The organism is Streptomyces sp. NPDC048297, assembly GCF_043201585.1.
In the GTDB taxonomy this organism is placed as follows: domain Bacteria; phylum Actinomycetota; class Actinomycetes; order Streptomycetales; family Streptomycetaceae; genus Streptomyces.
Window position 1 is genome coordinate 218,603 of sequence record NZ_JBICZA010000005.1, and the last position, 23,702, is coordinate 242,304.

The window sequence follows — 23,702 nt, forward strand, 5'->3', positions numbered from 1 at the left end:
ATGTATCCAGGAAGAAGCAGCCATCGTGTCTGACCCGAACCTGAACGACGACGCCACCGAGCCTCGCGCCGCTGCCGCCGAGACGGTGGACGACGAGCTCGACATCGTCGAGGGCGCGGACGAGCAGGACGAGTTCGAGGCTGCCGAGGCCGAGGCGGAGGAGCCGGCCGAGGAGGCCGCGCCGCACGCCGACGGCGAGGACGTCGAGGACGAGGACGAGGACGTCGAGACCGACGAGGTCGAGTCCGAGGACGCCGAGTCCGAGGACAGCGACGACGAGGACGAGGACGGCGAGGAAGCCGCCGCCGAGGTCGTCGAGGTCGTCGAGGAAGAGCCTGCCGAGCCCGTCGACCCGGTCCAGGCCCTGCGCGAGGAACTGCGCACGCTGCCCGGCGAGTGGTACGTCATCCACACCTACGCCGGCTACGAGAACCGCGTGAAGACCAACCTGGAGCAGCGCGCCGTCTCGCTGAACGTCGAGGACTACATCTTCCAGGCCGAGGTGCCGCAGGAAGAGGTCGTCCAGATCAAGAACGGCGACCGCAAGACGATCAAGCAGAACAAGCTGCCGGGTTACGTCCTGGTCCGCATGGACCTGACGAACGAGTCCTGGGGCGTCGTCCGCAACACCCCGGGCGTCACCGGCTTCGTCGGCAACGCCTACGACCCGTACCCGCTGACCCTGGACGAGATCGTCAAGATGCTCGCCCCGGAGGCCGAGGAGAAGGCCGCCCGCGAGGCCGCCGAGGCCGAGGGCAGGCCCGCCCCGCAGCGCAAGGTCGAGGTCCAGGTGCTGGACTTCGAGGTCGGCGACTCGGTCACCGTCACGGACGGTCCGTTCGCCACGCTCCAGGCGACCATCAACGAGATCAACCCCGACTCGAAGAAGGTCAAGGGCCTGGTCGAGATCTTCGGCCGCGAGACGCCGGTCGAGCTCTCCTTCGACCAGATCCAGAAGAACTAGTTCTTTCTGGACGCACTGCCTCCGACGCAGGTCAGGCCGGCTGTCACAGCCCGCCTGACCTGCTCGGTTTTTGGCCGCGCATCTATACCCGTTATCGTTGTGCGGTATGCCTGCGTCCGGGTGGTCCCCGGAAGCGGGCATGGACCCGAATGGAAAGGACCCGGAGAGCTATGCCTCCCAAGAAGAAGAAGGTCACGGGGCTTATCAAGCTCCAGATCAACGCCGGTGCGGCGAACCCGGCCCCGCCGGTCGGTCCCGCGCTCGGTCAGCACGGCGTCAACATCATGGAGTTCTGCAAGGCCTACAACGCCGCGACCGAGTCGCAGCGTGGCTGGGTCATCCCGGTGGAGATCACGGTCTACGAGGACCGTTCCTTCACCTTCGTGACCAAGACTCCGCCGGCCGCCAAGATGATCCTCAAGGCCGCTGGTGTCGAGAAGGGCTCGGGCGAGCCGCACAAGACCAAGGTCGCCAAGATCACCGACGCTCAGGTCCGTGAGATCGCCACGACCAAGATGCCCGACCTCAACGCCAACGACCTGGACGCCGCCGCGAAGATCATCGCCGGCACCGCCCGTTCCATGGGCATCACGGTCGAGGGCTGATCCCCACCTTCGTCAGAACCATGCAGCTGCCGGACAGGCAGCCGCTCGTGGCAGGGCCTGCTCGGCCCGTACACCACGACTCCTCACCGAACACACAGGAGCAGTTGTGAGCAAGCGCAGCAAGGCTCTCCGCGCTGCGGACGCCAAGGTCGACCGGGAGAAGCTGTACGCCCCGCTCGAGGCCGTCCGTCTCGCCAAGGAGACCTCCACGTCCAAGTTCGACGGCACCGTCGAGGTCGCCTTCCGTCTGGGTGTCGACCCGCGCAAGGCCGACCAGATGGTCCGTGGCACCGTGAACCTCCCGCACGGCACCGGTAAGACCGCCCGGGTCCTGGTCTTCGCGACCGGTGACCGTGCCGAGGCCGCGCGTGCCGCGGGCGCCGACATCGTCGGCGCCGACGAACTGATCGACGAGGTGGCGAAGGGCCGTCTGGACTTCGACGCCGTCGTCGCCACCCCGGACCTCATGGGCAAGGTCGGCCGCCTCGGCCGCGTCCTCGGCCCGCGTGGTCTGATGCCGAACCCGAAGACCGGCACCGTGACCCCGGACACCGCCAAGGCCGTGACCGAGATCAAGGGCGGCAAGATCGAGTTCCGCGTCGACAAGCACTCGAACCTGCACTTCATCATCGGCAAGACGTCGTTCGACGACACGCAGCTGGTGGAGAACTACGGCGCGGCCCTGGAGGAGATCCTCCGTCTGAAGCCGTCCGCCGCCAAGGGGCGCTACATCAAGAAGGCCGCCATCAGCACCACGATGGGCCCCGGCATTCCGCTCGACTCCAACCGCACCCGCAACCTCCTCGTCGAGGAGGACCCGGCCGCCGTCTGAGCCCCGCTCACCCGGTAGCCGCGTCAGGGACGCGAAGCGAAAAGGGCGGCCCCCGCAACCTTCGAGGTGCGGGGGCCGCCCTTTCTTCGTGGGGCCTCGCGGGCACATTCATGGGGCCTCGCAGACACAGGAGACGCACAGGGGCGGGGACGACACGAACGGCACGACCGTTCGCCGGCTGGCCCTCTCGGTGGCCGTGGCGACCGCGCCGCCGGCCGGCGTGGCAGCGTGCGGCACGGCCTCCAGCACGGGCTCCGGCAACCTCACCGCCTCCCAGCACTTTCGGCTCGGCATATTCGGCTCAGCACTTTCGGCTCAGCACCTTCGGATCCCAGGGGCCGGGGCCGTCGGGAGCCCGATTTGCTCGACGGTGCCCCGGTCCCGTACGCTTCCCCAGAAGCCAAAGACCGCTGGTCGTTGCCACACGTTCCCACGAGGGTGTGGTGGCCGAAGGATCCGCTGAAAAGTGGGCGACCCGCGCAGGTGTCAGTGGAAGAACTCCCGGAGTGGGCGCGCGAGCGTCTACGGCCGGTCGAGTCCGCCCCGAGCGCCTGCGCCGGGGCGTTTGTTTTGCCCAGTCCTCCTTCGGGTCCGCGCGGTCCGAATCACCCGGAAGGAGGCCGAGGCTCTATGGCGAGGCCCGACAAGGCTGCCGCGGTTGCGGAGCTGACGGACAAGTTCCGCAGCTCCAACGCCGCTGTGCTGACCGAGTACCGCGGTCTCACCGTGGCGCAGCTCAAGACGCTGCGCCGGTCGCTCGGTGAGAACGCGCACTACGCCGTGGTGAAGAACACGCTGACCAAGATCGCGGCCAAGGAGGCCGGGATCACGCTGGAGGACCAGCTCTTCGCTGGCCCGACGGCCGTTGCCTTCGTCACCGGTGACCCGGTGGAGTCGGCGAAGGGTCTTCGTGACTTCGCCAAGGACAACCCGAATCTCATCATCAAGGGCGGTGTCCTTGACGGCAAGGCGCTGTCCGCCGATGAGATCAAGAAGCTTGCGGACCTCGAGTCCCGCGAGGTTCTGCTCTCCAAGCTGGCGGGTGCCTTCAAGGGCAAGCAGTCCCAGGCTGCTCAGCTCTTCCAGGCGCTTCCCTCGAAGCTCGTCCGCACCGTGGACGCTCTTCGTGCCAAGCGGGACGAGCAGGGCGGTGCCGAGTAATTCGGCTCGCTTTCTGACCTTGGCCGCCTAGGCGGCACGGGTCGCAGCGGGCCGACGTACGCCCGCCTCACCCAGTACATCCGGCACCTGCCGAATTAGTGGAAGGATCGCCCATCATGGCGAAGCTCAGCCAGGAAGACCTGCTCGCGCAGTTCGAGGAGATGACCCTCATCGAGCTCTCCGAGTTCGTGAAGGCGTTCGAGGAGAAGTTCGACGTCACCGCCGCCGCCGCGGTCGCCGTCGCCGCCCCCGGCGCCCCGGGTGCCCCGGTCGAGGCCGCTGAGGAGAAGGACGAGTTCGACGTCATCCTCACCGGCGCCGGCGACAAGAAGATCCAGGTCATCAAGGTCGTGCGTGAGCTGACCTCCCTGGGTCTGAAGGAGGCCAAGGACCTCGTCGACGGCGCTCCGAAGCCCGTCCTCGAGAAGGTCGCCAAGGACGCCGCGGAGAAGGCCGCCGAGTCCCTCAAGGGCGCCGGCGCCTCCGTCGAGGTCAAGTAAGACCTTCCGGGGTTCCTCGAACCTCACTGCGCGCTGAACGCGGCCCTGTAGGGCTGTAACGCGAACGCACCGAAGAGCGATCATCCATCCGGGTGGTCGCTCTTCGGCGTGTTCGGAGGGCCGTCCACGGTTGCCTTGCACTCGTGATGGCGAGGGGTATGGTGATCTTCGTAGTGTCTCAGGACGGCCCTGTTCCGGCAGGGAGGCCTTGACGAACCGCACGCAGCGCGCAATTCTCAGGACGCGTCGCTACAAGGATCCGAATCCGAGGCATGGATCGGCGACGAAGAGGGCAGTATCAACGTGCGTTGAGGGCAGCGTGCCGAGGACGTGACGAGGGCGTTGGGCAAAACGAGGGTCTCGCAAAACCCGCACTGGACATCAGTGTGCCAAGTGGCTACACTGTCCCTTTGCGCTGCCTGTTAGCTGTCCCCTGCCCGTCACCAGGGGTCTGCCCTCACTCGAGCACCGATGGTCGAAGCCCCTCTGGCCTGGGGTTTCTGTCTCCGTGTATGGGAGAGGGACCGGCACGCGCGTAGTGAGTCCGAGCCCTCGGAAGGACCCCCTCTTGGCCGCCTCGCGCAACGCCTCGACCGCGAATACGAACAACGGCGCCAGCACCGCCCCGCTGCGCATCTCCTTTGCAAAGATCAAGGAGCCTCTCGAGGTTCCGAACCTGCTCGCGCTGCAGACCGAGAGCTTCGACTGGCTGCTCGGCAACATCGCCTGGCAGAGTCGGGTCGAGGAGGCTCTTGAGAACGGTCAGGACGTCCCCACCAAGTCCGGTCTGGAGGAGATCTTCGAGGAGATCTCCCCGATCGAGGACTTCTCCGGGTCGATGTCCCTGACGTTCCGGGACCACCGCTTCGAGCCGCCGAAGAACTCCATCGACGAGTGCAAGGAGCGCGACTTCACGTACGCCGCCCCGCTCTTCGTCACCGCCGAGTTCACCAACAACGAGACCGGTGAGATCAAGTCCCAGACGGTCTTCATGGGCGACTTCCCGCTCATGACGAACAAGGGCACCTTCGTCATCAACGGCACCGAGCGTGTCGTTGTGTCTCAGCTGGTCCGTTCCCCCGGTGTCTACTTCGACTCCTCCATCGACAAGACGTCCGACAAGGACATCTTCTCCGCCAAGATCATCCCGTCCCGGGGTGCCTGGCTGGAGATGGAGATCGACAAGCGCGACATGGTCGGTGTCCGCATCGACCGCAAGCGCAAGCAGTCGGTCACCGTGCTGCTCAAGGCGCTCGGCTGGACCACCGAGCAGATCCTCGAGGAGTTCGGCGAGTACGAGTCGATGCGCGCCACCCTGGAGAAGGACCACACCCAGGGCCAGGACGACGCGCTGCTCGACATCTACCGCAAGCTGCGTCCGGGCGAGCCCCCCACGCGTGAGGCCGCGCAGACGCTGCTCGAGAACCTCTACTTCAACCCGAAGCGCTACGACCTGGCCAAGGTCGGCCGCTACAAGGTCAACAAGAAGCTGGGTGCGGACGCTCCGCTCGACGCGGGCATCCTGACCGTCGAGGACGTCATCTCGACGATCAAGTACCTGGTCAAGCTGCACGCCGGCGAGACCGAGACCACCGGTGACAGCGGTGGCACGATCGTCGTCGAGACCGACGACATCGACCACTTCGGCAACCGCCGTCTGCGCAGCGTCGGCGAGCTCATCCAGAACCAGGTCCGTACGGGTCTCGCCCGTATGGAGCGTGTCGTGCGCGAGCGCATGACCACCCAGGACGTCGAGGCGATCACGCCGCAGACCCTGATCAACATCCGGCCGGTCGTCGCCTCCATCAAGGAGTTCTTCGGCACCAGCCAGCTGTCCCAGTTCATGGACCAGAACAACCCGCTGTCGGGTCTCACCCACAAGCGCCGTCTGTCGGCTCTTGGCCCGGGTGGTCTCTCCCGTGAGCGGGCCGGCTTCGAGGTCCGTGACGTGCACCCCTCGCACTACGGCCGCATGTGCCCGATCGAGACGCCGGAAGGCCCGAACATCGGTCTGATCGGCTCGCTCGCCTCCTACGGCCGGGTCAACGCGTTCGGTTTCGTCGAGACCCCGTACCGCAAGGTCGTCGACGGCCAGGTCACCGACGAGGTGGACTACCTGACCGCCGACGAGGAGGACCGCTTCGTCATCGCGCAGGCCAACGCCGGCCTCACCGACGACCTGCGCTTCGCCGAGAACCGCGTCCTGGTCCGCCGCCGTGGCGGCGAGGTCGACTACGTCGCCGGTGACGACGTGGACTACATGGACGTCTCGCCGCGCCAGATGGTGTCGGTCGCGACCGCCATGATCCCGTTCCTCGAGCACGACGACGCCAACCGTGCCCTCATGGGCGCGAACATGATGCGCCAGGCCGTGCCGCTCATCAAGTCCGAGGCCCCGCTCGTCGGCACCGGCATGGAGTACCGCTCCGCCGTCGACGCCGGCGACGTCGTCAAGGCCGAGAAGGCGGGTGTGGTCCAGGAGGTCTCCGCGGACTACGTCACCACCGCCAACGACGACGGCACGTACATCACGTACCGCCTGCACAAGTTCTCGCGCTCCAACCAGGGCACCTCGGTCAACCAGAAGGTCATCGTCAACGAGGGCGACCGGATCATCGAGGGCCAGGTCCTCGCCGACGGTCCGGCCACCGAGAACGGTGAGATGGCCCTCGGCAAGAACCTGCTCGTGGCGTTCATGCCGTGGGAGGGTCACAACTACGAGGACGCGATCATCCTGTCGCAGCGCCTCGTGCAGGACGACGTCCTCTCCTCGATCCACATCGAGGAGCACGAGGTCGACGCCCGTGACACCAAGCTCGGCCCCGAGGAGATCACCCGGGACATCCCGAACGTCTCCGAGGAGGTCCTCGCGGACCTCGACGAGCGCGGCATCATCCGTATCGGTGCCGAGGTCATCGCCGGTGACATCCTCGTCGGCAAGGTCACCCCGAAGGGTGAGACCGAGCTGACCCCCGAGGAGCGCCTGCTGCGCGCGATCTTCGGTGAGAAGGCCCGTGAGGTCCGTGACACCTCGCTGAAGGTGCCGCACGGCGAGACCGGCAAGGTCATCGGCGTGCGCGTCTTCGACCGTGAGGAGGGCGACGAGCTGCCGCCGGGCGTGAACCAGCTGGTTCGTGTCTACGTGGCGCAGAAGCGCAAGATCACCGACGGTGACAAGCTCGCCGGCCGCCACGGCAACAAGGGCGTCATCTCCAAGATCAACCCGATCGAGGACATGCCGTTCCTGGAGGACGGCACCCCGGTCGACATCATCCTCAACCCCCTGGGTGTCCCGTCCCGAATGAACCCGGGACAGGTCCTGGAGATCCACCTCGGCTGGCTCGCCAGCCGCGGCTGGGACGTCTCCGGCCTCGCGGACGAGTGGGCCCAGCGTCTGCAGGCCATCGGCGCCGACCAGGTCGCCCCCGGCACCAACGTCGCCACCCCGGTGTTCGACGGTGCGCGCGAGGACGAGCTGGCGGGTCTGCTCCAGCACACCATCCCGAACCGCGACGGCGAGCGCATGGTGCTCCCGACCGGTAAGGCGAGGCTGTTCGACGGCCGCTCCGGCGAGCCGTTCCCGGACCCGATCTCCGTCGGGTACATGTACATCCTCAAGCTCCACCACCTGGTCGACGACAAGCTGCACGCCCGGTCGACCGGTCCGTACTCGATGATCACCCAGCAGCCGCTGGGTGGTAAGGCCCAGTTCGGTGGCCAGCGGTTCGGTGAGATGGAGGTGTGGGCCCTTGAGGCCTACGGCGCCGCGTACGCCCTCCAGGAACTGCTGACCATCAAGTCCGACGACGTCACCGGCCGCGTGAAGGTCTACGAGGCCATCGTCAAGGGCGAGAACATCCCCGAGCCCGGCATTCCCGAGTCCTTCAAGGTGCTCATCAAGGAAATGCAGTCCCTGTGCCTCAACGTGGAGGTGCTGTCCTCGGACGGCATGTCCATCGAGATGCGCGACACCGACGAGGACGTCTTCCGCGCGGCGGAGGAGCTCGGCATCGACCTGTCCCGGCGCGAGCCGAGCAGCGTCGAAGAGGTCTGACGGGAGTCCGGTAGGGGCCCAGCGATGGGCCCCTGCCGACCCCTCGACCCCCGTTTCAGACCACAGACTTACAACCCTGAGAGGGATTGACGCATAGTGCTCGACGTCAACTTCTTCGATGAGCTCCGGATCGGTCTGGCCACCGCTGACGACATCCGTCAGTGGAGCCACGGCGAGGTCAAGAAGCCCGAGACCATCAACTACCGCACCCTCAAGCCCGAAAAGGACGGACTCTTCTGCGAGAAGATCTTCGGTCCGACCCGGGACTGGGAGTGCTACTGCGGCAAGTACAAGCGTGTCCGCTTCAAGGGCATCATCTGCGAGCGCTGTGGCGTCGAGGTCACGCGCGCCAAGGTGCGCCGTGAGCGGATGGGCCACATCGAGCTGGCCGCGCCCGTCACACACATCTGGTACTTCAAGGGTGTCCCGAGCCGGCTGGGCTACCTGCTCGACCTGGCTCCCAAGGACCTCGAGAAGGTCATCTACTTCGCGGCGTACATGATCACGTACGTCGACGAGGAGCGCCGTACCCGCGACCTGCCCTCGCTGGAGGCCCATGTCTCCGTCGAGCGCCAGCAGATCGAGAACCGCCGCGACGCGGACCTCGAAGGCCGGGCCAAGAAGCTGGAGACGGACCTCGCCGAGCTGGAGGCCGAGGGCGCCAAGGCCGACGTGCGCCGCAAGGTGCGCGAGGGTGCCGAGCGTGAGATGAAGCAGCTGCGCGACCGCGCGCAGCGCGAGATCGACCGCCTGGACGAGGTGTGGAACCGGTTCAAGAACCTCAAGGTCCAGGACCTCGAGGGCGACGAGCTGCTCTACCGCGAGCTGCGTGACCGCTTCGGCACGTACTTCGACGGCTCGATGGGTGCCGCGGCGCTGCAGAAGCGCCTGGAGTCCTTCGACCTGGAGGAGGAGGCCGAGCGTCTCCGCGAGATCATCCGCACCGGCAAGGGCCAGAAGAAGACCCGTGCCCTCAAGCGGCTGAAGGTCGTCTCCGCGTTCCTGCAGACCTCCAACAGCCCCAAGGGCATGGTCCTGGACTGCGTCCCGGTCATCCCGCCGGACCTGCGTCCGATGGTGCAGCTGGACGGTGGCCGCTTCGCGACCTCCGACCTGAACGACCTGTACCGCCGTGTCATCAACCGCAACAACCGCCTGAAGCGGCTTCTCGACCTCGGCGCGCCCGAGATCATCGTGAACAACGAGAAGCGCATGCTCCAGGAGGCGGTCGACGCCCTCTTCGACAACGGCCGTCGCGGCCGCCCGGTCACGGGCCCCGGCAACCGTCCGCTGAAGTCCCTCAGCGACATGCTGAAGGGCAAGCAGGGTCGATTCCGTCAGAACCTGCTCGGCAAGCGTGTCGACTACTCGGCGCGTTCCGTCATCGTCGTCGGCCCGCAGCTCAAGCTGCACCAGTGCGGTCTGCCCAAGGCGATGGCGCTGGAGCTGTTCAAGCCGTTCGTGATGAAGCGTCTGGTCGACCTGAACCACGCGCAGAACATCAAGAGCGCCAAGCGCATGGTGGAGCGCGGCCGCACGGTCGTGTACGACGTCCTCGAAGAGGTCATCGCCGAGCACCCGGTGCTGCTGAACCGTGCTCCCACCCTGCACCGCCTCGGCATCCAGGCCTTCGAGCCGCAGCTGGTCGAGGGCAAGGCCATCCAGATCCACCCGCTCGTCTGCACCGCGTTCAACGCGGACTTCGACGGTGACCAGATGGCCGTGCACCTGCCGCTGTCCGCGGAGGCGCAGGCCGAGGCCCGCATCCTGATGCTGTCCTCGAACAACATCCTCAAGCCCGCCGACGGCCGTCCGGTGACGATGCCGACCCAGGACATGGTCCTCGGTCTGTTCTTCCTCACCACCGACGGTGAGCTGCGTGACACCAAGGGCGAGGGCCGCGCGTTCGGCTCCACGGCCGAGGCGATCATGGCGTTCGACGCCGGTGAGCTGGCGCTGCAGTCGCCGATCGACATCCGCTTCCCGGTGGGCACCATCCCGCCGCGTGGCTGGACGCCGCCGGCGCGCGAGGAGGGCGAGCCGGAGTGGCAGCAGGGGGACTCGTTCCGCCTGCGCACCACCCTGGGCCGCGCGCTCTTCAACGAGCTGCTGCCCGAGGACTACCCGTTCGTCGACTACTCGGTGGGCAAGAAGCAGCTCGGCGAGATCGTCAACGACCTGGCCGAGCGCTACCCCAAGGTCATCGTGGCGGCGACGCTCGACAACCTGAAGGCGGCCGGCTTCTACTGGGGCACCCGTTCCGGTGTCACCGTGGCCATCTCCGACGTCGTCGTCCCCGAGGCGAAGAAGGCGATCGTCGCGGGCTACGAGGCTCAGGACGAGAAGGTCCAGAAGCAGTACGAGCGCGGTCTGATCACCAAGGAAGAGCGCACGCAGGAGCTCATCGCGATCTGGACCAAGGCGACCAACGAGGTCGCCGAGGCGATGAACGAGAACTTCCCCAAGACGAACCCCATCTTCATGATGGTTGACTCGGGTGCCCGAGGAAACATGATGCAGATGCGGCAGATCGCCGGTATGCGTGGTCTGGTGTCGAACGCGAAGAACGAGACCATCCCGCGTCCGATCAAGGCCTCGTTCCGTGAGGGTCTGTCCGTGCTGGAGTACTTCATCTCCACGCACGGTGCCCGTAAGGGTCTGGCGGACACCGCCCTGCGTACCGCCGACTCGGGTTACCTGACCCGTCGTCTGGTCGACGTCTCCCAGGACGTCATCATCCGCGAGGAGGACTGCGGCACCGAGCGCGGTCTCAAGCTCCACATCGCGGAGGTCGGCGCGGACGGCGTGCTGCGCAAGGCGGAGAACGTCGAGACGTCCGTGTACGCGCGCTGCCTCGCCGAGGACATCGTGGTCGACGGCAAGGTGCTGGCCCCGGCCGGTACCGACCTCGGCGACGTGCTCATCGACGAGTTGGTCAAGCACGGCGTCTCCGAGGTCAAGACCCGCTCGGTCCTGACCTGTGAGTCCGCCGTCGGCACCTGCGCGATGTGCTACGGCCGTTCGCTGGCCACCGGCAAGCTGGTCGACATCGGTGAGGCGGTCGGCATCATCGCCGCCCAGTCCATCGGTGAGCCCGGTACCCAGCTGACGATGCGTACCTTCCACACCGGTGGTGTGGCCGGTGACGACATCACCCAGGGTCTGCCCCGTGTCGTCGAGCTCTTCGAGGCCCGTACCCCGAAGGGCGTCGCCCCGATCTCCGAGGCCTCCGGCCGCGTGCGGATCGAGGAGACCGAGAAGACCAAGAAGCTCGTCGTCACCCCGGACGACGGCAGCGACGAGACGGCGTTCCCGATCTCGAAGCGTGCCAAGGTCCTGGTCCGCGAGGGCGACCACGTCGAGGTGGGCCAGCAGCTCACCGTGGGTGCCACCAACCCGCACGACGTGCTGCGCATCCTGGGTCAGCGTGCCGTCCAGGTCCACCTGGTCGGCGAGGTCCAGAAGGTCTACAACTCGCAGGGTGTGTCGATCCACGACAAGCACATCGAGATCATCATCCGGCAGATGCTGCGCCGTGTGACGATCATCGAGTCGGGCGACGCGGAGCTGCTGCCCGGCGAGCTGGTCGAGCGCTCGAAGTTCGAGACCGAGAACCGTCGTGTGGTCCAGGAGGGCGGTCACCCGGCCTCCGGTCGTCCGCAGCTGATGGGTATCACCAAGGCCTCGCTGGCGACGGAGTCCTGGCTGTCGGCCGCCTCCTTCCAGGAGACGACCCGAGTGCTGACGGACGCGGCGATCAACGCCAAGTCCGACAGCCTCATCGGCCTCAAGGAGAACGTCATCATCGGTAAGCTCATCCCGGCCGGTACGGGTCTGTCCCGCTACCGCAACATCCGGGTCGAGCCGACCGAGGAGGCCAAGGCCGCGATGTACTCGGCCGTCGGCTACGACGACATCGACTACTCGCCGTTCGGCACCGGCTCCGGCCAGGCCGTCCCGCTGGAGGACTACGACTACGGTCCGTACAACCAGTAAGCGAGCCGCTTGAACCGAAGGGCGGTCACCCCGTACAGGGTGACCGCCCTTCGGCGTGCTCGGACCGGCCGGACATCGGACCGGCCGGACCTTGGACCAGCCAGATCTCGGACCGGCCGGACTAGGGGATGCCCAGCTCGAAGATCACGTAGTGCGCGTACCACCCCGACGCCACCGCCGCCGTCGTGAAGAACACCGCGAGGCTCGGCCACTTCAGCCGGCTCAGGGCGGCCGCCGGCGCGAGCAGCAGGGGGAAGGCGGGCAGCAGATAGCGGGAGGTGTTGCCGAACATCTGCTGCGTGCCGAGGACGGTCACGATGCCGGCCAGGGTGTACGCGACCAGCACCAGCGGCGGCTTGCGGCGCAGCATCAGCGCGATCAGGAAGGGCAGCGCGATCACGATCTGGACGCCGAGCAGATCGGGCGTCGCGTAGGCGAAGAGGTAGTCGCCACGCCCGACGGCCACGTTGGCGAGGACGTCGCCCGTGTACGCGCCCCAGTCGAAGTAGTGCGCCCAGCCCTCGCGTTGGAGCGTGAAGTAGCCGGTCGGGTCGCCCATGCCCAGCCCGACCCAGCCTATGTAGGTGAGGAGCCCGAGCGGTGCCGCGATCATCGCGTAGAGCGGCCCGGCGACGCGGTGCTCGCGGCGGCCCGCCGGCCGTAGGAGCGTGACCAGGGCGGCCAGGCCCACCGCGCCGATGAGGGCGGCCGAGGTGGGCCTGTTCAGGCCCGCCAGGAAGCACAGGAGGCCCGCCGCCACCCAGCGGCCCCGCATCACGCTGTAGCAGGCCCAGGCCGCGATGGCGACGAACAGGGACTCCGTGTAGACCGCCCATTCGACGCCCGCCCCGGGCACGACCGCCCACAGCCCGGCGGCGATGACGCCCGCCCGCGCTCCGGCGAGGGCCGCGACCACCGCGTAGATGCCGGCCGCTGCCACGAGCGAGGCGAGGACCGACACCAGGATCCCGGAGCCGAACAGGCCGATCCCGGTCACCTCGGAGACGCCCCTGATCAGCCCGGGGTACAGCGGGAAGAAGGCGACGGAGTTCTGCGCGACGGTGAACAGGCCGCCCGGGGCCAGCGGTTCCAGCGGCTTCGGGTCGTACCCGTGCCCGGCGACCTGCAGATACCACCAGCCGTCCCAGGTCCCGAGGACGTCCCACCAGTGCGCGCCGCCGCCGAACCGCGGGTCCTTCGTGCGGTAGTCACCGGCGTGCTCCAGCAGCCAGGCGAATAGGGTGAGCCCCACGAGCTTCGTGACGCAGTACAGGGCGAGCGCGGGCACGTAGGGCCGTGCTCCCGCCGGCAGTGCGGGCCGCCGGCTCGGGCGCGGACCGTCGGCCTGCCCGTCCGGCAGGACGGAGTCCGCCTCGGTGTCCCTGGAAGCCGTGCTCATGCCCGCGATCCCCCCTCGGCCGACCTGCCGGGGCGGAGGTCGTCCCGCGCTGTCCGACGGTCGTGAATGTCAGTGTCAAGATCGCACAAGAGTGACATCTGTGCGGCTGAAGCCTCGCACGCGCGGGGACGAGGGGGGAGCAGGGGTGGCCGCAGGAGAGGGGCCGACGAGCGGACTGTCGGTCGTCATACCCATGTACAACGAGGTGGAGGCCCTGCCCGCGCTCGTCAGCCGGCTGCGCCCGGTCCTGGACGGCCTCGGGGAGCCCTACGAGCTGGTCGCCGTCGACGACGGCAGCACCGACGGCACCGCCGAACTGCTCGGGGCCTTCCGGCTCGGCTGGCCCGAACTGCGGGTGATCCGCCTGCGCCGCAACTCCGGCCACCAGGCCGCCCTCACCGCGGGCCTGGACCGCGCGGTCGGCGCCTACGTGGTCAGCCTCGACGCCGACCTCCAGGACCCGCCCGAGAAGATCCCCGAGATGCTGGCCCTGGCCCGCGCCGGGGAACTCGACATCGTCTACGGGGTGCGCGCCGACCGGGCCAGCGACAGCGGGTTCAAGCGGTGGACCGCGGGGCTGTACTACAAGGTCGTACGCCGTCTCGCCGGCCACACCGTGCCCGACCAGGCCGGTGACTTCCGGCTGCTGAGCCGGGGCGCGGTCGACGCGCTGAAGGCGCTGCCGGAGCAGCAGCGCGTCTACCGGCTGCTGGTGCCCTGGCTCGGCTTCCCCAGCGGACAGGTCGGCTACGAGCGCGCTCCGCGCACGGCCGGCCGCAGCAAGTACCCGCTCGGCCGGATGATCCGGCTCGCCGTCGACAGCGTCACCGGCTTCTCGGCGGCCCCGCTGCGCCTGGCCACCTGGCTCGGCGGCTTCGCCTTCCTGGTCTGCCTCGGGCTCATGGCGTACGTGCTCGGCGCGCAGTTCTTCGACCACACGGTGCCGGGCTGGACCTCCCTGTTCACCGGGGTGCTGTTCATCGGCGCGGTGCAGCTGATCTGTGTGGGGCTGCTGGGGGAGTACGTGGCCCGCATCTACACGGCGATACAGAACCGGCCGACCTATTTCGTGGGGGACGACACGGCCTTGGGCGGTCACGACAAGGCCTTCGGCGGCCAGGACACGGCGCAGCTCTCCGAGGAGCCTGCCCGGCGGCCCTGAGTCGCGCTGCGCCGCCTTCTGTGGTATAGCACGGCCCGTCCGGTGAAATCCCAGGTCAAACCCGTACGGGGCCTGCGCGCTCAGCGCGGCGAGCTTTTGTTTTGACCGGAGTCTGTGCGGTAGGTACGCTCAGACCTTGTGCCTGGGGTGTGCCCTGGCTCGCGTGCGTGCCTTCAAACCGTATGGCGAGTCGTCACCGGCCACCGTAATCTGCGCCCTTTTCGCCTCACGGCGAGAGTCAGCGGGTACGACACACCCGACCGCGTGGGTCGGCGAAGTTCCAGGTTAGCTTTACATTCGGCACACAGAAACCGGAGAAGTAGTGCCTACGATCCAGCAGCTGGTCCGTAAGGGCCGGCAGGACAAGGTCGAGAAGAACAAGACGCCCGCACTCGAGGGTTCCCCTCAGCGTCGTGGCGTCTGCACGCGTGTGTTCACGACCACCCCGAAGAAGCCGAACTCGGCCCTGCGTAAGGTCGCGCGTGTGCGTCTGACCAGTGGCATCGAGGTCACGGCCTACATTCCGGGTGAGGGACACAACCTGCAGGAGCACTCCATCGTGCTCGTGCGCGGCGGCCGTGTGAAGGACCTGCCGGGTGTTCGCTACAAGATCATCCGCGGCTCCCTCGACACCCAGGGTGTCAAGAACCGCAAGCAGGCCCGCAGCCGCTACGGCGCCAAGAAGGAGAAGTAAGAATGCCTCGTAAGGGCCCCGCCCCGAAGCGCCCGGTCATCATCGACCCGGTCTACGGTTCTCCTCTGGTGACCTCCCTCATCAACAAGGTGCTGCTGAACGGCAAGCGCTCCACCGCCGAGCGCATCGTGTACGGCGCCATGGAGGGCCTGCGCGAGAAGACCAGCAATGACCCGGTCATCACGCTGAAGCGCGCGCTGGAGAACATCAAGCCGACCCTTGAGGTCAAGTCCCGCCGTGTCGGTGGCGCCACGTACCAGGTTCCGATCGAGGTCAAGCCCGGTCGTGCCAACACCCTGGCGCTGCGCTGGCTCGTCGGTTACTCCCGCGCCCGTCGCGAGAAGACGATGACCGAGCGTCTGCTCAACGAACTCCTCGACGCCTCCAACGGCCTCGGTGCCGCTGTGAAGAAGCGCGAGGACACCCACAAGATGGCCGAGTCCAACAAGGCCTTCGCGCACTACCGCTGGTAGTCGCAGTCCACATCGAGACCGAGAGAAGACTGAAGCCTTATGGCTACCACTTCACTTGACCTGGCCAAGGTCCGCAACATCGGGATCATGGCCCACATCGACGCGGGCAAGACGACCACCACCGAGCGGATCCTGTTCTACACCGGTGTGTCGTACAAGATCGGTGAGGTCCACGACGGCGCCGCCACGATGGACTGGATGGAGCAGGAGCAGGAGCGTGGCATCACGATCACGTCTGCTGCGACCACCTGCCACTGGCCCCTTGAGGGCAGTGACTACACCATCAACATCATCGACACCCCGGGTCACGTCGACTTCACCGTCGAGGTGGAGCGCTCCCTGCGCGTGCTCGACGGTGCCGTGACGGTGTTCGACGGTGTCGCCGGTGTCGAGCCGCAGTCCGAGACGGTGTGGCGTCAGGCCGACCGCTACGGCGTACCGCGCATCTGCTTCGTCAACAAGCTGGACCGTACCGGCGCCGAGTTCCACCGCTGCGTGGACATGATCTCGGACCGCCTGGGCGCCCAGCCGCTCGTCATGCAGCTCCCCATCGGTGCTGAGGCCGACTTCAAGGGCGTCGTGGACCTGGTCCGCATGAAGGCGCTCGTGTGGTCCGCCGAGGCCGCCAAGGGCGAGATGTACGACACCGTCGACATCCCCGACACGCACGTCGAGGCTGCCGAGGAGTGGCGCGGCAAGCTGGTCGAGGCCGTCGCGGAGAACGACGAAGAGATCATGGAGCTCTTCCTCGAGGGCCAGGAGCCCACCGAGGAGCAGCTGTACGCCGCGATCCGTCGCGTCACCATCGCGTCCGGCAAGTCGAACGACACCACGGTCACCCCGGTGTTCTGTGGCACCGCGTTCAAGAACAAGGGTGTCCAGCCCCTGCTCGACGCGGTCGTCCGCTACCTGCCGACGCCGCTCGACGTCGAGGCCATCGAGGGCCACGACGTCAAGGACGCCGAGCTGGTCGTCAAGCGCAAGCCGTCGGACGAGGAGCCCCTCTCCGCGCTGGCGTTCAAGATCATGAGCGACCCGCACCTCGGCAAGCTCACCTTCGTCCGGGTGTACTCGGGCCGCCTGGAGTCCGGCTCTTCGGTGCTGAACTCCGTCAAGGGCAAGAAGGAGCGCATCGGCAAGATCTACCGCATGCACGCGAACAAGCGTGAGGAGATCGAGTCGGTGGGCGCCGGTGACATCGTCGCCGTCATGGGCCTGAAGCAGACCACCACCGGTGAGACGCTGTCCGACGACAAGAACCCGGTCATCCTGGAGTCCATGGACTTCCCGGCGCCGGTCATCCAGGTCGCCATCGAGCCCAAGTCGAAGGGTGACCAGGAGAAGCTGGGCGTCGCGATCCAGCGCCTGGCCGAGGAGGACCCGTCCTTCCAGGTCCACTCGGACGAGGAGACGGGCCAGACCATCATCGGTGGTATGGGCGAGCTGCACCTTGAGGTGCTGGTCGACCGTATGCGCCGTGAGTTCAAGGTCGAGGCCAACGTCGGCAAGCCGCAGGTCGCCTACCGCGAGACGATCCGCAAGGCCGTCGAGCGCGTCGACTACACGCACAAGAAGCAGACTGGTGGTACCGGCCAGTTCGCCAAGGTGCAGATCGCGATCGAGCCGATCGAGGGCGGCGACGCCTCGTACGAGTTCGTGAACAAGGTCACCGGTGGCCGCATCCCGAAGGAGTACATCCCTTCGGTCGACGCCGGTGCCCAGGAAGCCATGCAGTTCGGCATCCTCGCCGGCTACGAGATGACCGGTGTCCGCGTCATCCTCATCGACGGTGGCTACCACGAGGTCGACTCCTCCGAGCTCGCCTTCAAGATTGCCGGTTCGCAGGCCTTCAAGGAGGCCGCGCGCAAGGCCAGCCCCGTGCTGCTCGAGCCGATGATGGCCGTCGAGGTCACCACGCCCGAGGACTACATGGGTGAGGTCATCGGCGACATCAACTCCCGCCGTGGCCAGATCCAGGCCATGGAGGAGCGGGCCGGTGCCCGTGTCGTGAAGGGTCTCGTGCCCCTCTCGGAGATGTTCGGTTACGTCGGCGACCTGCGCAGCAAGACGTCCGGCCGTGCGAGCTACTCCATGCAGTTCGACTCCTACGCCGAGGTTCCGCGGAACGTCGCCGAGGAGATCATCGCGAAGGCCAAGGGCGAGTAACGCTCCGCGTTACCACGCTTTAGGCTTGACTCCGGAGCCTCAAGGGGCAAACACCCGCAAACGCGGATGCTTGCCCCGGGTTCCGGGACTTAACAGCAAAGATCACCTGGCGCCGATGAAGTAAGGCGTACAGAACCACTCCACAGGAGGACCCCAGTGGCGAAGGCGAAGTTCGAGCGGACTAAGCCGCACGTCAACATCGGCACCATCGGTCACATCGACCACGGTAAGACGACCCTCACGGCCGCCATTACCAAGGTGCTGCACGACGCGTACCCGGACCTGAACGAGGCCACCCCGTTCGACAACATCGACAAGGCGCCCGAAGAGCGTCAGCGTGGTATCACCATCTCCATCGCGCACGTCGAGTACCAGACCGAGGCGCGTCACTACGCCCACGTCGACTGCCCGGGTCACGCGGACTACATCAAGAACATGATCACCGGTGCCGCGCAGATGGACGGCGCGATCCTCGTGGTCGCCGCCACCGACGGCCCGATGCCGCAGACCAAGGAGCATGTGCTCCTGGCCCGCCAGGTCGGCGTTCCGTACATCGTCGTCGCCCTGAACAAGGCCGACATGGTGGACGACGAGGAGATCCTGGAGCTCGTCGAGCTCGAGGTCCGTGAGCTCCTCTCCGAGTACGAGTTCCCGGGCGACGACGTTCCGGTCGTCAAGGTCTCCGCCCTCAAGGCCCTCGAGGGCGAGAAGGAGTGGGTGGACTCCGTCCTCAACCTGATGAAGGCTGTCGACGAGGCCATCCCGCAGCCGGAGCGCGAGGTCGACAAGCCGTTCCTGATGCCGATCGAGGACGTCTTCACGATCACCGGTCGTGGCACCGTCGTCACCGGTCGTATCGAGCGTGGTGTCCTCAAGGTCAACGAGACCGTCGACATCATCGGCATCAAGACCGAGAAGACCACCACCACGGTCACCGGCATCGAGATGTTCCGCAAGCTGCTCGACGAGGGCCAGGCTGGCGAGAACGTCGGCCTCCTCCTCCGCGGCATCAAGCGCGAGGACGTCGAGCGCGGCCAGGTCATCATCAAGCCGGGCTCGGTCACCCCGCACACCGAGTTCGAGGCGCAGGCCTACATCCTGTCCAAGGACGAGGGTGGCCGCCACACGCCGTTCTTCAACAACTACCGTCCGCAGTTCTACTTCCGTACGACGGACGTGACGGGCGTTGTGACCCTCCCCGAGGGCACCGAGATGGTCATGCCGGGTGACAACACCGAGATGTCGGTCGCGCTCATCCAGCCCATCGCGATGGAAGAGGGCCTGAAGTTCGCCATCCGTGAGGGTGGCCGCACCGTGGGCGCCGGCCAGGTCACCAAGATCGTCAAGTAGGTTCCCCCTGCTTGAGGGTCATCCGACCTGAAGGTCACCTGACCTGAAGGTCTCCGGCCTGAGGAGAGGCCCGTACGACTTCGGTCGTACGGGCCTCTCCGCGTTGTCCACGGCCCCGGCCTTCTGACGAGAGTGAGCCCGTGAGCGACGTGCTGCGCGACTGAATGACCGCCACGGCCCCCTGGCCGGCCGCGGCGGCAGTGGCGCTGCTGGGGGCCTACCGGCCGAACATCTTCTCGTGGTTCACCCCGACCGCGTCCGGCCGGGCAGAGTTCGGCCGAGCCGAGTCCGGCCCGGCCAGGGTGGTGGCGCTGCCGGGAGGCGGCTTCTCCGACGGCGACGAATGCGGCTCCAGGGGCTACCACTACTTCCCGCTGCCCGCGACGGCCTCCTCACCCGAGCCCGATGACTCCCCCGACCACCGAGGCCCGGCCCGCAGCTCACGCTCGGCTCCTACGGCTACGAGCAACTGTTCCGCGCCCCCGGCCACTTCGGCGTAGGGCTGCTCTTCGCACCGGGCCCCAAGGCTTCGCTGACGCTGTCCCGGACCCTGGGCGGCGAGGGCGTCGCGGTGGAGATCGAGGGCCCGCACGGGCTGGTCGCCGGCGCGCACGGGCTGCCGGTCACCTGGTCCTCGCCCCGGCCGGCGGGCCGCACCGACGCCGCGCACATCGACGTGACCGGTGGCGGCAGCGGAGAGGTCTCTCTGCCCCTGCGCGCCCTGTGCCCCGGCTACGACGCCGCCACCCTCATGAAGGGCCTCGACGCGCCCATCGACCCCCACAACACCATCACGGGCCAACCGGCCTTCACGCTGACCGTGTCGGTCCGCGATCCCGCTGTCGGGAAGTCCCGCACCGTGCGCGGCCTGCCACTGGGCGGCAACCTCCTCAGCACGAACAACCTCGTTCCCGAGGGGCCCTGAGCGCGCCCGCCCCGGGAAGGCCAATCGGGCGGCGTTGTTCGAAGTGCGGCCCCCGGTTTGACCTACGTCACCTTCGGGGTATTCTCTCCGGCTCGATTGGCGGAGCACCCGCCCCATATGGCAGACTGTCCGAGTTGCTCGGTCGAGTGTTGATGCTGCACGCCTCCCGCCGGGAGGACCGGAAGCGAGTCCCACAGTACTCGTCGTCCTAACTGCCACCACGGCAGCACTGGGACGGACGTACGGGAATCTTCCGGGAAGTGTGGGTGCGGCACCGATCAGGCGCCCGGTGGGACCGCGTCAGTGGATTGACGCAGCCGCCCCCGGCTTGCGGTTCCGGAAGGGCCGTGTGCATTCCCCGCAGGGATGTTCGAACAAGGGACATCTGTGTCAGCGGGAGCGCGACACGCCCGACCGCGTGGGTCGGAGGTAAGGGAATCACCGGGTTCCAGAGCGTGACAGAGAACAGGACTACTGAGTAGCCATGGCGGGACAGAAGATCCGCATCCGGCTCAAGGCCTACGACCACGAGGTCATCGACTCCTCGGCGAAGAAGATCGTCGAGACGGTGACCCGCACTGGTGCGTCGGTCGCGGGCCCGGTGCCGCTGCCCACTGAGAAGAACGTGTACTGCGTCATCAAGTCGCCGCACAAGTACAAGGACTCGCGCGAGCACTTCGAGATGCGCACGCACAAGCGCCTGATCGACATCCTCGACCCGACCCCCAAGACCGTTGACTCTCTGATGCGACTCGACCTCCCGGCCGGTGTCGACATCGAGATCAAGCTCTGAGGCCGGTGATCTGAGAGATGGCTAAGCAGATCAAGGGCATCCTGGGCGAGAAGCTCGGCATGACGCAGGTGTGGGACGAGAACAACCGTGTTGTTCCGGTCACCGTCGTCAAGGCCGGCCCCAACGTCGTGACCCAGGTTCGTACCAACGACGTCGACGGCTACGAGTCGGTCCAGATCGCCTTCGGCGAGATCGACCCGCGCAAGGTGAACAAGCCCCTCAAGGGCCACTTCGCCAAGGCCGACGTGACCCCGCGCCGCCACCTGGTGGAGCTCCGTACCTCCGACGCCAGCGAGTACACGCTGGGCCAGGAGATCACTGCCGAGGTCTTCGAGTCGGGCGTCAAGGTCGACGTCACCGCGAAGAGCAAGGGCAAGGGCTTCGCCGGTGTCATGAAGCGCCACAACTTCAAGGGTGGCAAGGCGTCCCACGGTGCCCACCGTGTGCACCGCATGCCCGGTTCCATCGGTGGCTGTGCCACCCCCGGCCGTGTCTTCAAGGGCATGCGCATGGCGGGTCGCATGGGCAACGAGCGGGTCACCACCCAGAACCTGACCGTCCACGCCGTTGACGCGGAGAAGGGTCTGCTGCTCATCAAGGGCGCGGTTCCTGGTCCGAACGGCGGCCTCGTCCTGGTCCGCACCGCGGCCAAGGGGGCCTGAGGTAACCGATGAGCACTGTTGACATCCTTTCGCCGGCGGGCGAGAAGGCCGGTTCCGTCGAGCTCCCCGCGGAGATCTTCGACGTCGAGAAGATCAGCATCCCGCTGATCCACCAGGTCGTCGTCGCGCAGCTGGCCGCTGCCCGCCAGGGCACGCACAAGACCAAGTCCCGTGGCGAGGTCCGTGGTGGTGGCCGCAAGCCGTACCGCCAGAAGGGCACCGGTCGCGCCCGTCAGGGTTCGACCCGCGCGCCGCAGTTCGCCGGTGGTGGCGTCGTGCACGGTCCCGTGCCGCGTGACTACTCGCAGCGCACCCCCAAGAAGATGAAGGCTGCCGCTCTGCGTCACGCCCTCACCGACCGGGCGCGTCACAACCGCATCCACGTCGTCTCCGGCGTGGTCGAGGGTGCGAACCCGTCCACCAAGGCCGCGAAGAGCCTGTTCGGCAAGATCTCGGAGCGCAAGAACCTGCTCCTGGTCGTCGAGCGCGCCGACGAGGCCGCGTGGCTGTCCGCCCGCAACCTGCCCCAGGTCCACATCCTGGAGCCGGGCCAGCTGAACACGTACGACGTTCTCGTCTCGGACGACGTGGTCTTCACCCAGTCCGCGTTCGAGTCCTTCGTGTCCGGCCCGAAGGCCAATGACACCGAAGGGAGCGAGGTCTGATGGCTATCCGTCACCCCGCTATCGCCTCGAAGGCCGCCAAGGCCGCCAAGGCCGCGCGCGTCGCCAAGGCGCGTCGCCACGCCACCGAGGGCAAGAACACCGTCGAGACCCCGCTGAGCAAGTCGTACACGGACCCCCGTGACGTCCTGCTGAAGCCGGTCGTCTCGGAGAAGAGCTACGCGCTCCTGGACGAGAACAAGTACACGTTCGTCGTCGCCCCGGACGCCAACAAGACCCAGATCAAGCAGGCCGTCCAGGCGGTCTTCTCGGTCAAGGTCACCGGGGTCAACACCCTCAACCGCCAGGGCAAGCGCAAGCGCACCAAGACCGGTTTCGGTCAGCGCGCGGGCTCCAAGCGCGCGATCGTGACCCTCGCCGAGGGCGACCGTATCGACATCTTCGGCGGTCCGACCGCGTAAGCGGGTCGGATCGTCCGATATCGGACGAGGACTGAGAAATGGGAATCCGCAAGTACAAGCCGACTACGCCGGGCCGTCGTGGCGCCAGCGTCGCCGACTTCGTCGAGGTCACGCGGTCCACGCCGGAGAAGTCGCTGGTCCGCCCGCTGCACAGCAAGGGCGGCCGTAACAACGCCGGTCGTGTGACCGTTCGCCACCAGGGTGGCGGACACAAGCGCGCCTACCGCGTGATCGACTTCCGTCGTCACGACAAGGACGGCGTGCCGGCGAAGGTCGCGCACATCGAGTACGACCCCAACCGCACCGCGCGCATCGCGCTGCTGCACTACGCCGACGGCGAGAAGCGCTACATCCTCGCCCCGCGCAACCTGCAGCAGGGTGACCGCGTCGAGAACGGTCCCGGGGCCGACATCAAGCCGGGCAACAACCTGGCCCTCCGCAACATCCCGGTCGGTACCACGATCCACGCGATCGAGCTCCGTCCCGGTGGCGGTGCCAAGTTCGCCCGCTCCGCCGGTGCCTCCGTGCAGCTGCTCGCGAAGGAGGGCTCGATGGCCCACCTGCGCATGCCGTCCGGCGAGATCCGCCTGGTCGACGTCCGCTGCCGCGCCACCATCGGCGAGGTCGGCAACGCCGAGCAGAGCAACATCAACTGGGGTAAGGCCGGCCGTAAGCGGTGGCTGGGCGTTCGCCCGACCGTCCGTGGTGTCGTCATGAACCCGGTCGACCACCCGCACGGTGGTGGTGAGGGCCGGACCTCCGGTGGTCGCCACCCTGTGTCCCCGTGGGGCAAGAAGGAAGGCCGTACTCGTTCGCCCAAGAAGGCGTCGAACAAGTACATCGTCCGCCGCCGCAAGACGAACAAGAAGCGCTAAGGACGGG

The 23,702-nt window shown here is 67.2% G+C and carries 20 protein-coding genes; 19 read left to right on the forward strand and 1 reads right to left on the reverse strand.

The features are described 5' to 3' along the window. Positions 1-25: 25 nt before the first annotated feature. From nusG to ACGFYV_RS07855, 7 genes are all read left to right on the forward strand, one after another. Entirely contained in the window at positions 26-964 is a 939-nt protein-coding gene (nusG, locus tag ACGFYV_RS07825; RefSeq protein ID WP_393877478.1) for a transcription termination/antitermination protein NusG, read from the forward strand. A gap of 170 nt (positions 965-1,134) precedes the next feature. Continuing rightward, on the forward strand, positions 1,135-1,569 hold the full coding sequence (gene rplK, locus ACGFYV_RS07830; protein WP_030811629.1) for a 50S ribosomal protein L11: 435 nt from the start codon (positions 1,135-1,137) through the stop codon (positions 1,567-1,569). 106 nt (positions 1,570-1,675) lie between these two features. Continuing rightward, positions 1,676-2,401, forward strand: a complete 726-nt coding sequence (rplA, locus tag ACGFYV_RS07835) for a 50S ribosomal protein L1 (RefSeq protein WP_393877479.1) — start codon at positions 1,676-1,678, stop codon at positions 2,399-2,401. Positions 2,402-3,031: 630 nt separating this feature from the next. Next, on the forward strand, positions 3,032-3,562 hold the full coding sequence (rplJ, locus tag ACGFYV_RS07840) for a 50S ribosomal protein L10 (RefSeq protein ID WP_393877480.1): 531 nt from the start codon (positions 3,032-3,034) through the stop codon (positions 3,560-3,562). 116 nt (positions 3,563-3,678) lie between these two features. After that, positions 3,679-4,062, forward strand: a complete 384-nt coding sequence (rplL, locus tag ACGFYV_RS07845) for a 50S ribosomal protein L7/L12 (protein ID WP_393877481.1) — start codon at positions 3,679-3,681, stop codon at positions 4,060-4,062. A gap of 568 nt (positions 4,063-4,630) precedes the next feature. After that, positions 4,631-8,116, forward strand: a complete 3,486-nt coding sequence (gene rpoB / locus ACGFYV_RS07850) for a DNA-directed RNA polymerase subunit beta (RefSeq protein ID WP_393877482.1) — start codon at positions 4,631-4,633, stop codon at positions 8,114-8,116. A 96-nt stretch (positions 8,117-8,212) separates the two neighbouring features. Then, positions 8,213-12,112 (forward strand): DNA-directed RNA polymerase subunit beta', encoded by a 3,900-nt coding sequence (locus tag ACGFYV_RS07855; RefSeq protein WP_393877483.1) that lies wholly within the window; start codon positions 8,213-8,215, stop codon positions 12,110-12,112. 121 nt (positions 12,113-12,233) lie between these two features. On the opposite strand, the gene ACGFYV_RS07860 is transcribed toward ACGFYV_RS07855, so the two are convergent. Further along, positions 12,234-13,511, reverse strand: coding sequence for a glycosyltransferase family 39 protein (locus tag ACGFYV_RS07860; RefSeq protein WP_393877484.1), 1,278 nt, complete (start codon positions 13,509-13,511; stop codon positions 12,234-12,236). Between the two features lie 193 nt (positions 13,512-13,704). Here ACGFYV_RS07860 and ACGFYV_RS07865 point away from each other — a divergent pair, with 193 nt between their 5' ends. From ACGFYV_RS07865 to rplB, 12 genes are all read left to right on the forward strand, one after another. Continuing rightward, entirely contained in the window at positions 13,705-14,673 is a 969-nt protein-coding gene (locus ACGFYV_RS07865) for a glycosyltransferase family 2 protein (protein WP_393877552.1), read from the forward strand. A gap of 322 nt (positions 14,674-14,995) precedes the next feature. Further along, positions 14,996-15,367 (forward strand): 30S ribosomal protein S12, encoded by a 372-nt coding sequence (gene rpsL / locus ACGFYV_RS07870; protein ID WP_003948652.1) that lies wholly within the window; start codon positions 14,996-14,998, stop codon positions 15,365-15,367. Positions 15,368-15,369: 2 nt separating this feature from the next. Beyond that, positions 15,370-15,840 (forward strand): 30S ribosomal protein S7, encoded by a 471-nt coding sequence (gene rpsG, locus ACGFYV_RS07875; RefSeq protein WP_005481264.1) that lies wholly within the window; start codon positions 15,370-15,372, stop codon positions 15,838-15,840. Between the two features lie 39 nt (positions 15,841-15,879). Beyond that, on the forward strand, positions 15,880-18,006 hold the full coding sequence (gene fusA / locus ACGFYV_RS07880; RefSeq protein WP_393877485.1) for an elongation factor G: 2,127 nt from the start codon (positions 15,880-15,882) through the stop codon (positions 18,004-18,006). A gap of 156 nt (positions 18,007-18,162) precedes the next feature. After that, positions 18,163-19,356, forward strand: coding sequence for an elongation factor Tu (tuf, locus tag ACGFYV_RS07885; RefSeq protein ID WP_393877486.1), 1,194 nt, complete (start codon positions 18,163-18,165; stop codon positions 19,354-19,356). A 164-nt stretch (positions 19,357-19,520) separates the two neighbouring features. Further along, positions 19,521-19,856 carry a hypothetical protein gene (locus ACGFYV_RS07890; RefSeq protein WP_393877487.1) on the forward strand — a complete coding sequence of 112 codons (336 nt, stop codon included), beginning with the start codon at positions 19,521-19,523 and terminating at the stop codon, positions 19,854-19,856. Positions 19,857-19,927: 71 nt separating this feature from the next. Continuing rightward, positions 19,928-20,281 (forward strand): hypothetical protein, encoded by a 354-nt coding sequence (locus tag ACGFYV_RS07895; RefSeq protein ID WP_393877488.1) that lies wholly within the window; start codon positions 19,928-19,930, stop codon positions 20,279-20,281. A gap of 484 nt (positions 20,282-20,765) precedes the next feature. Further along, a complete protein-coding gene (gene rpsJ / locus ACGFYV_RS07900; RefSeq protein ID WP_003948644.1) occupies positions 20,766-21,074 on the forward strand; it encodes a 30S ribosomal protein S10 in 309 nt (102 codons plus the stop codon). A gap of 17 nt (positions 21,075-21,091) precedes the next feature. Next, a complete protein-coding gene (rplC, locus tag ACGFYV_RS07905) occupies positions 21,092-21,736 on the forward strand; it encodes a 50S ribosomal protein L3 (protein WP_018543906.1) in 645 nt (214 codons plus the stop codon). A gap of 8 nt (positions 21,737-21,744) precedes the next feature. Continuing rightward, on the forward strand, positions 21,745-22,401 hold the full coding sequence (rplD, locus tag ACGFYV_RS07910; RefSeq protein ID WP_393877489.1) for a 50S ribosomal protein L4: 657 nt from the start codon (positions 21,745-21,747) through the stop codon (positions 22,399-22,401). Next, the gene (gene rplW / locus ACGFYV_RS07915; protein ID WP_393877490.1) at positions 22,401-22,820 is read left to right on the forward strand and encodes a 50S ribosomal protein L23; all 420 of its coding nucleotides are present in this window, start codon (positions 22,401-22,403) and stop codon (positions 22,818-22,820) included. The genes rplD and rplW overlap by 1 nt, the downstream gene beginning before the upstream one ends. A gap of 38 nt (positions 22,821-22,858) precedes the next feature. Beyond that, on the forward strand, positions 22,859-23,695 hold the full coding sequence (gene rplB / locus ACGFYV_RS07920) for a 50S ribosomal protein L2 (RefSeq protein WP_031167077.1): 837 nt from the start codon (positions 22,859-22,861) through the stop codon (positions 23,693-23,695). Positions 23,696-23,702: the final 7 nt, after the last annotated feature.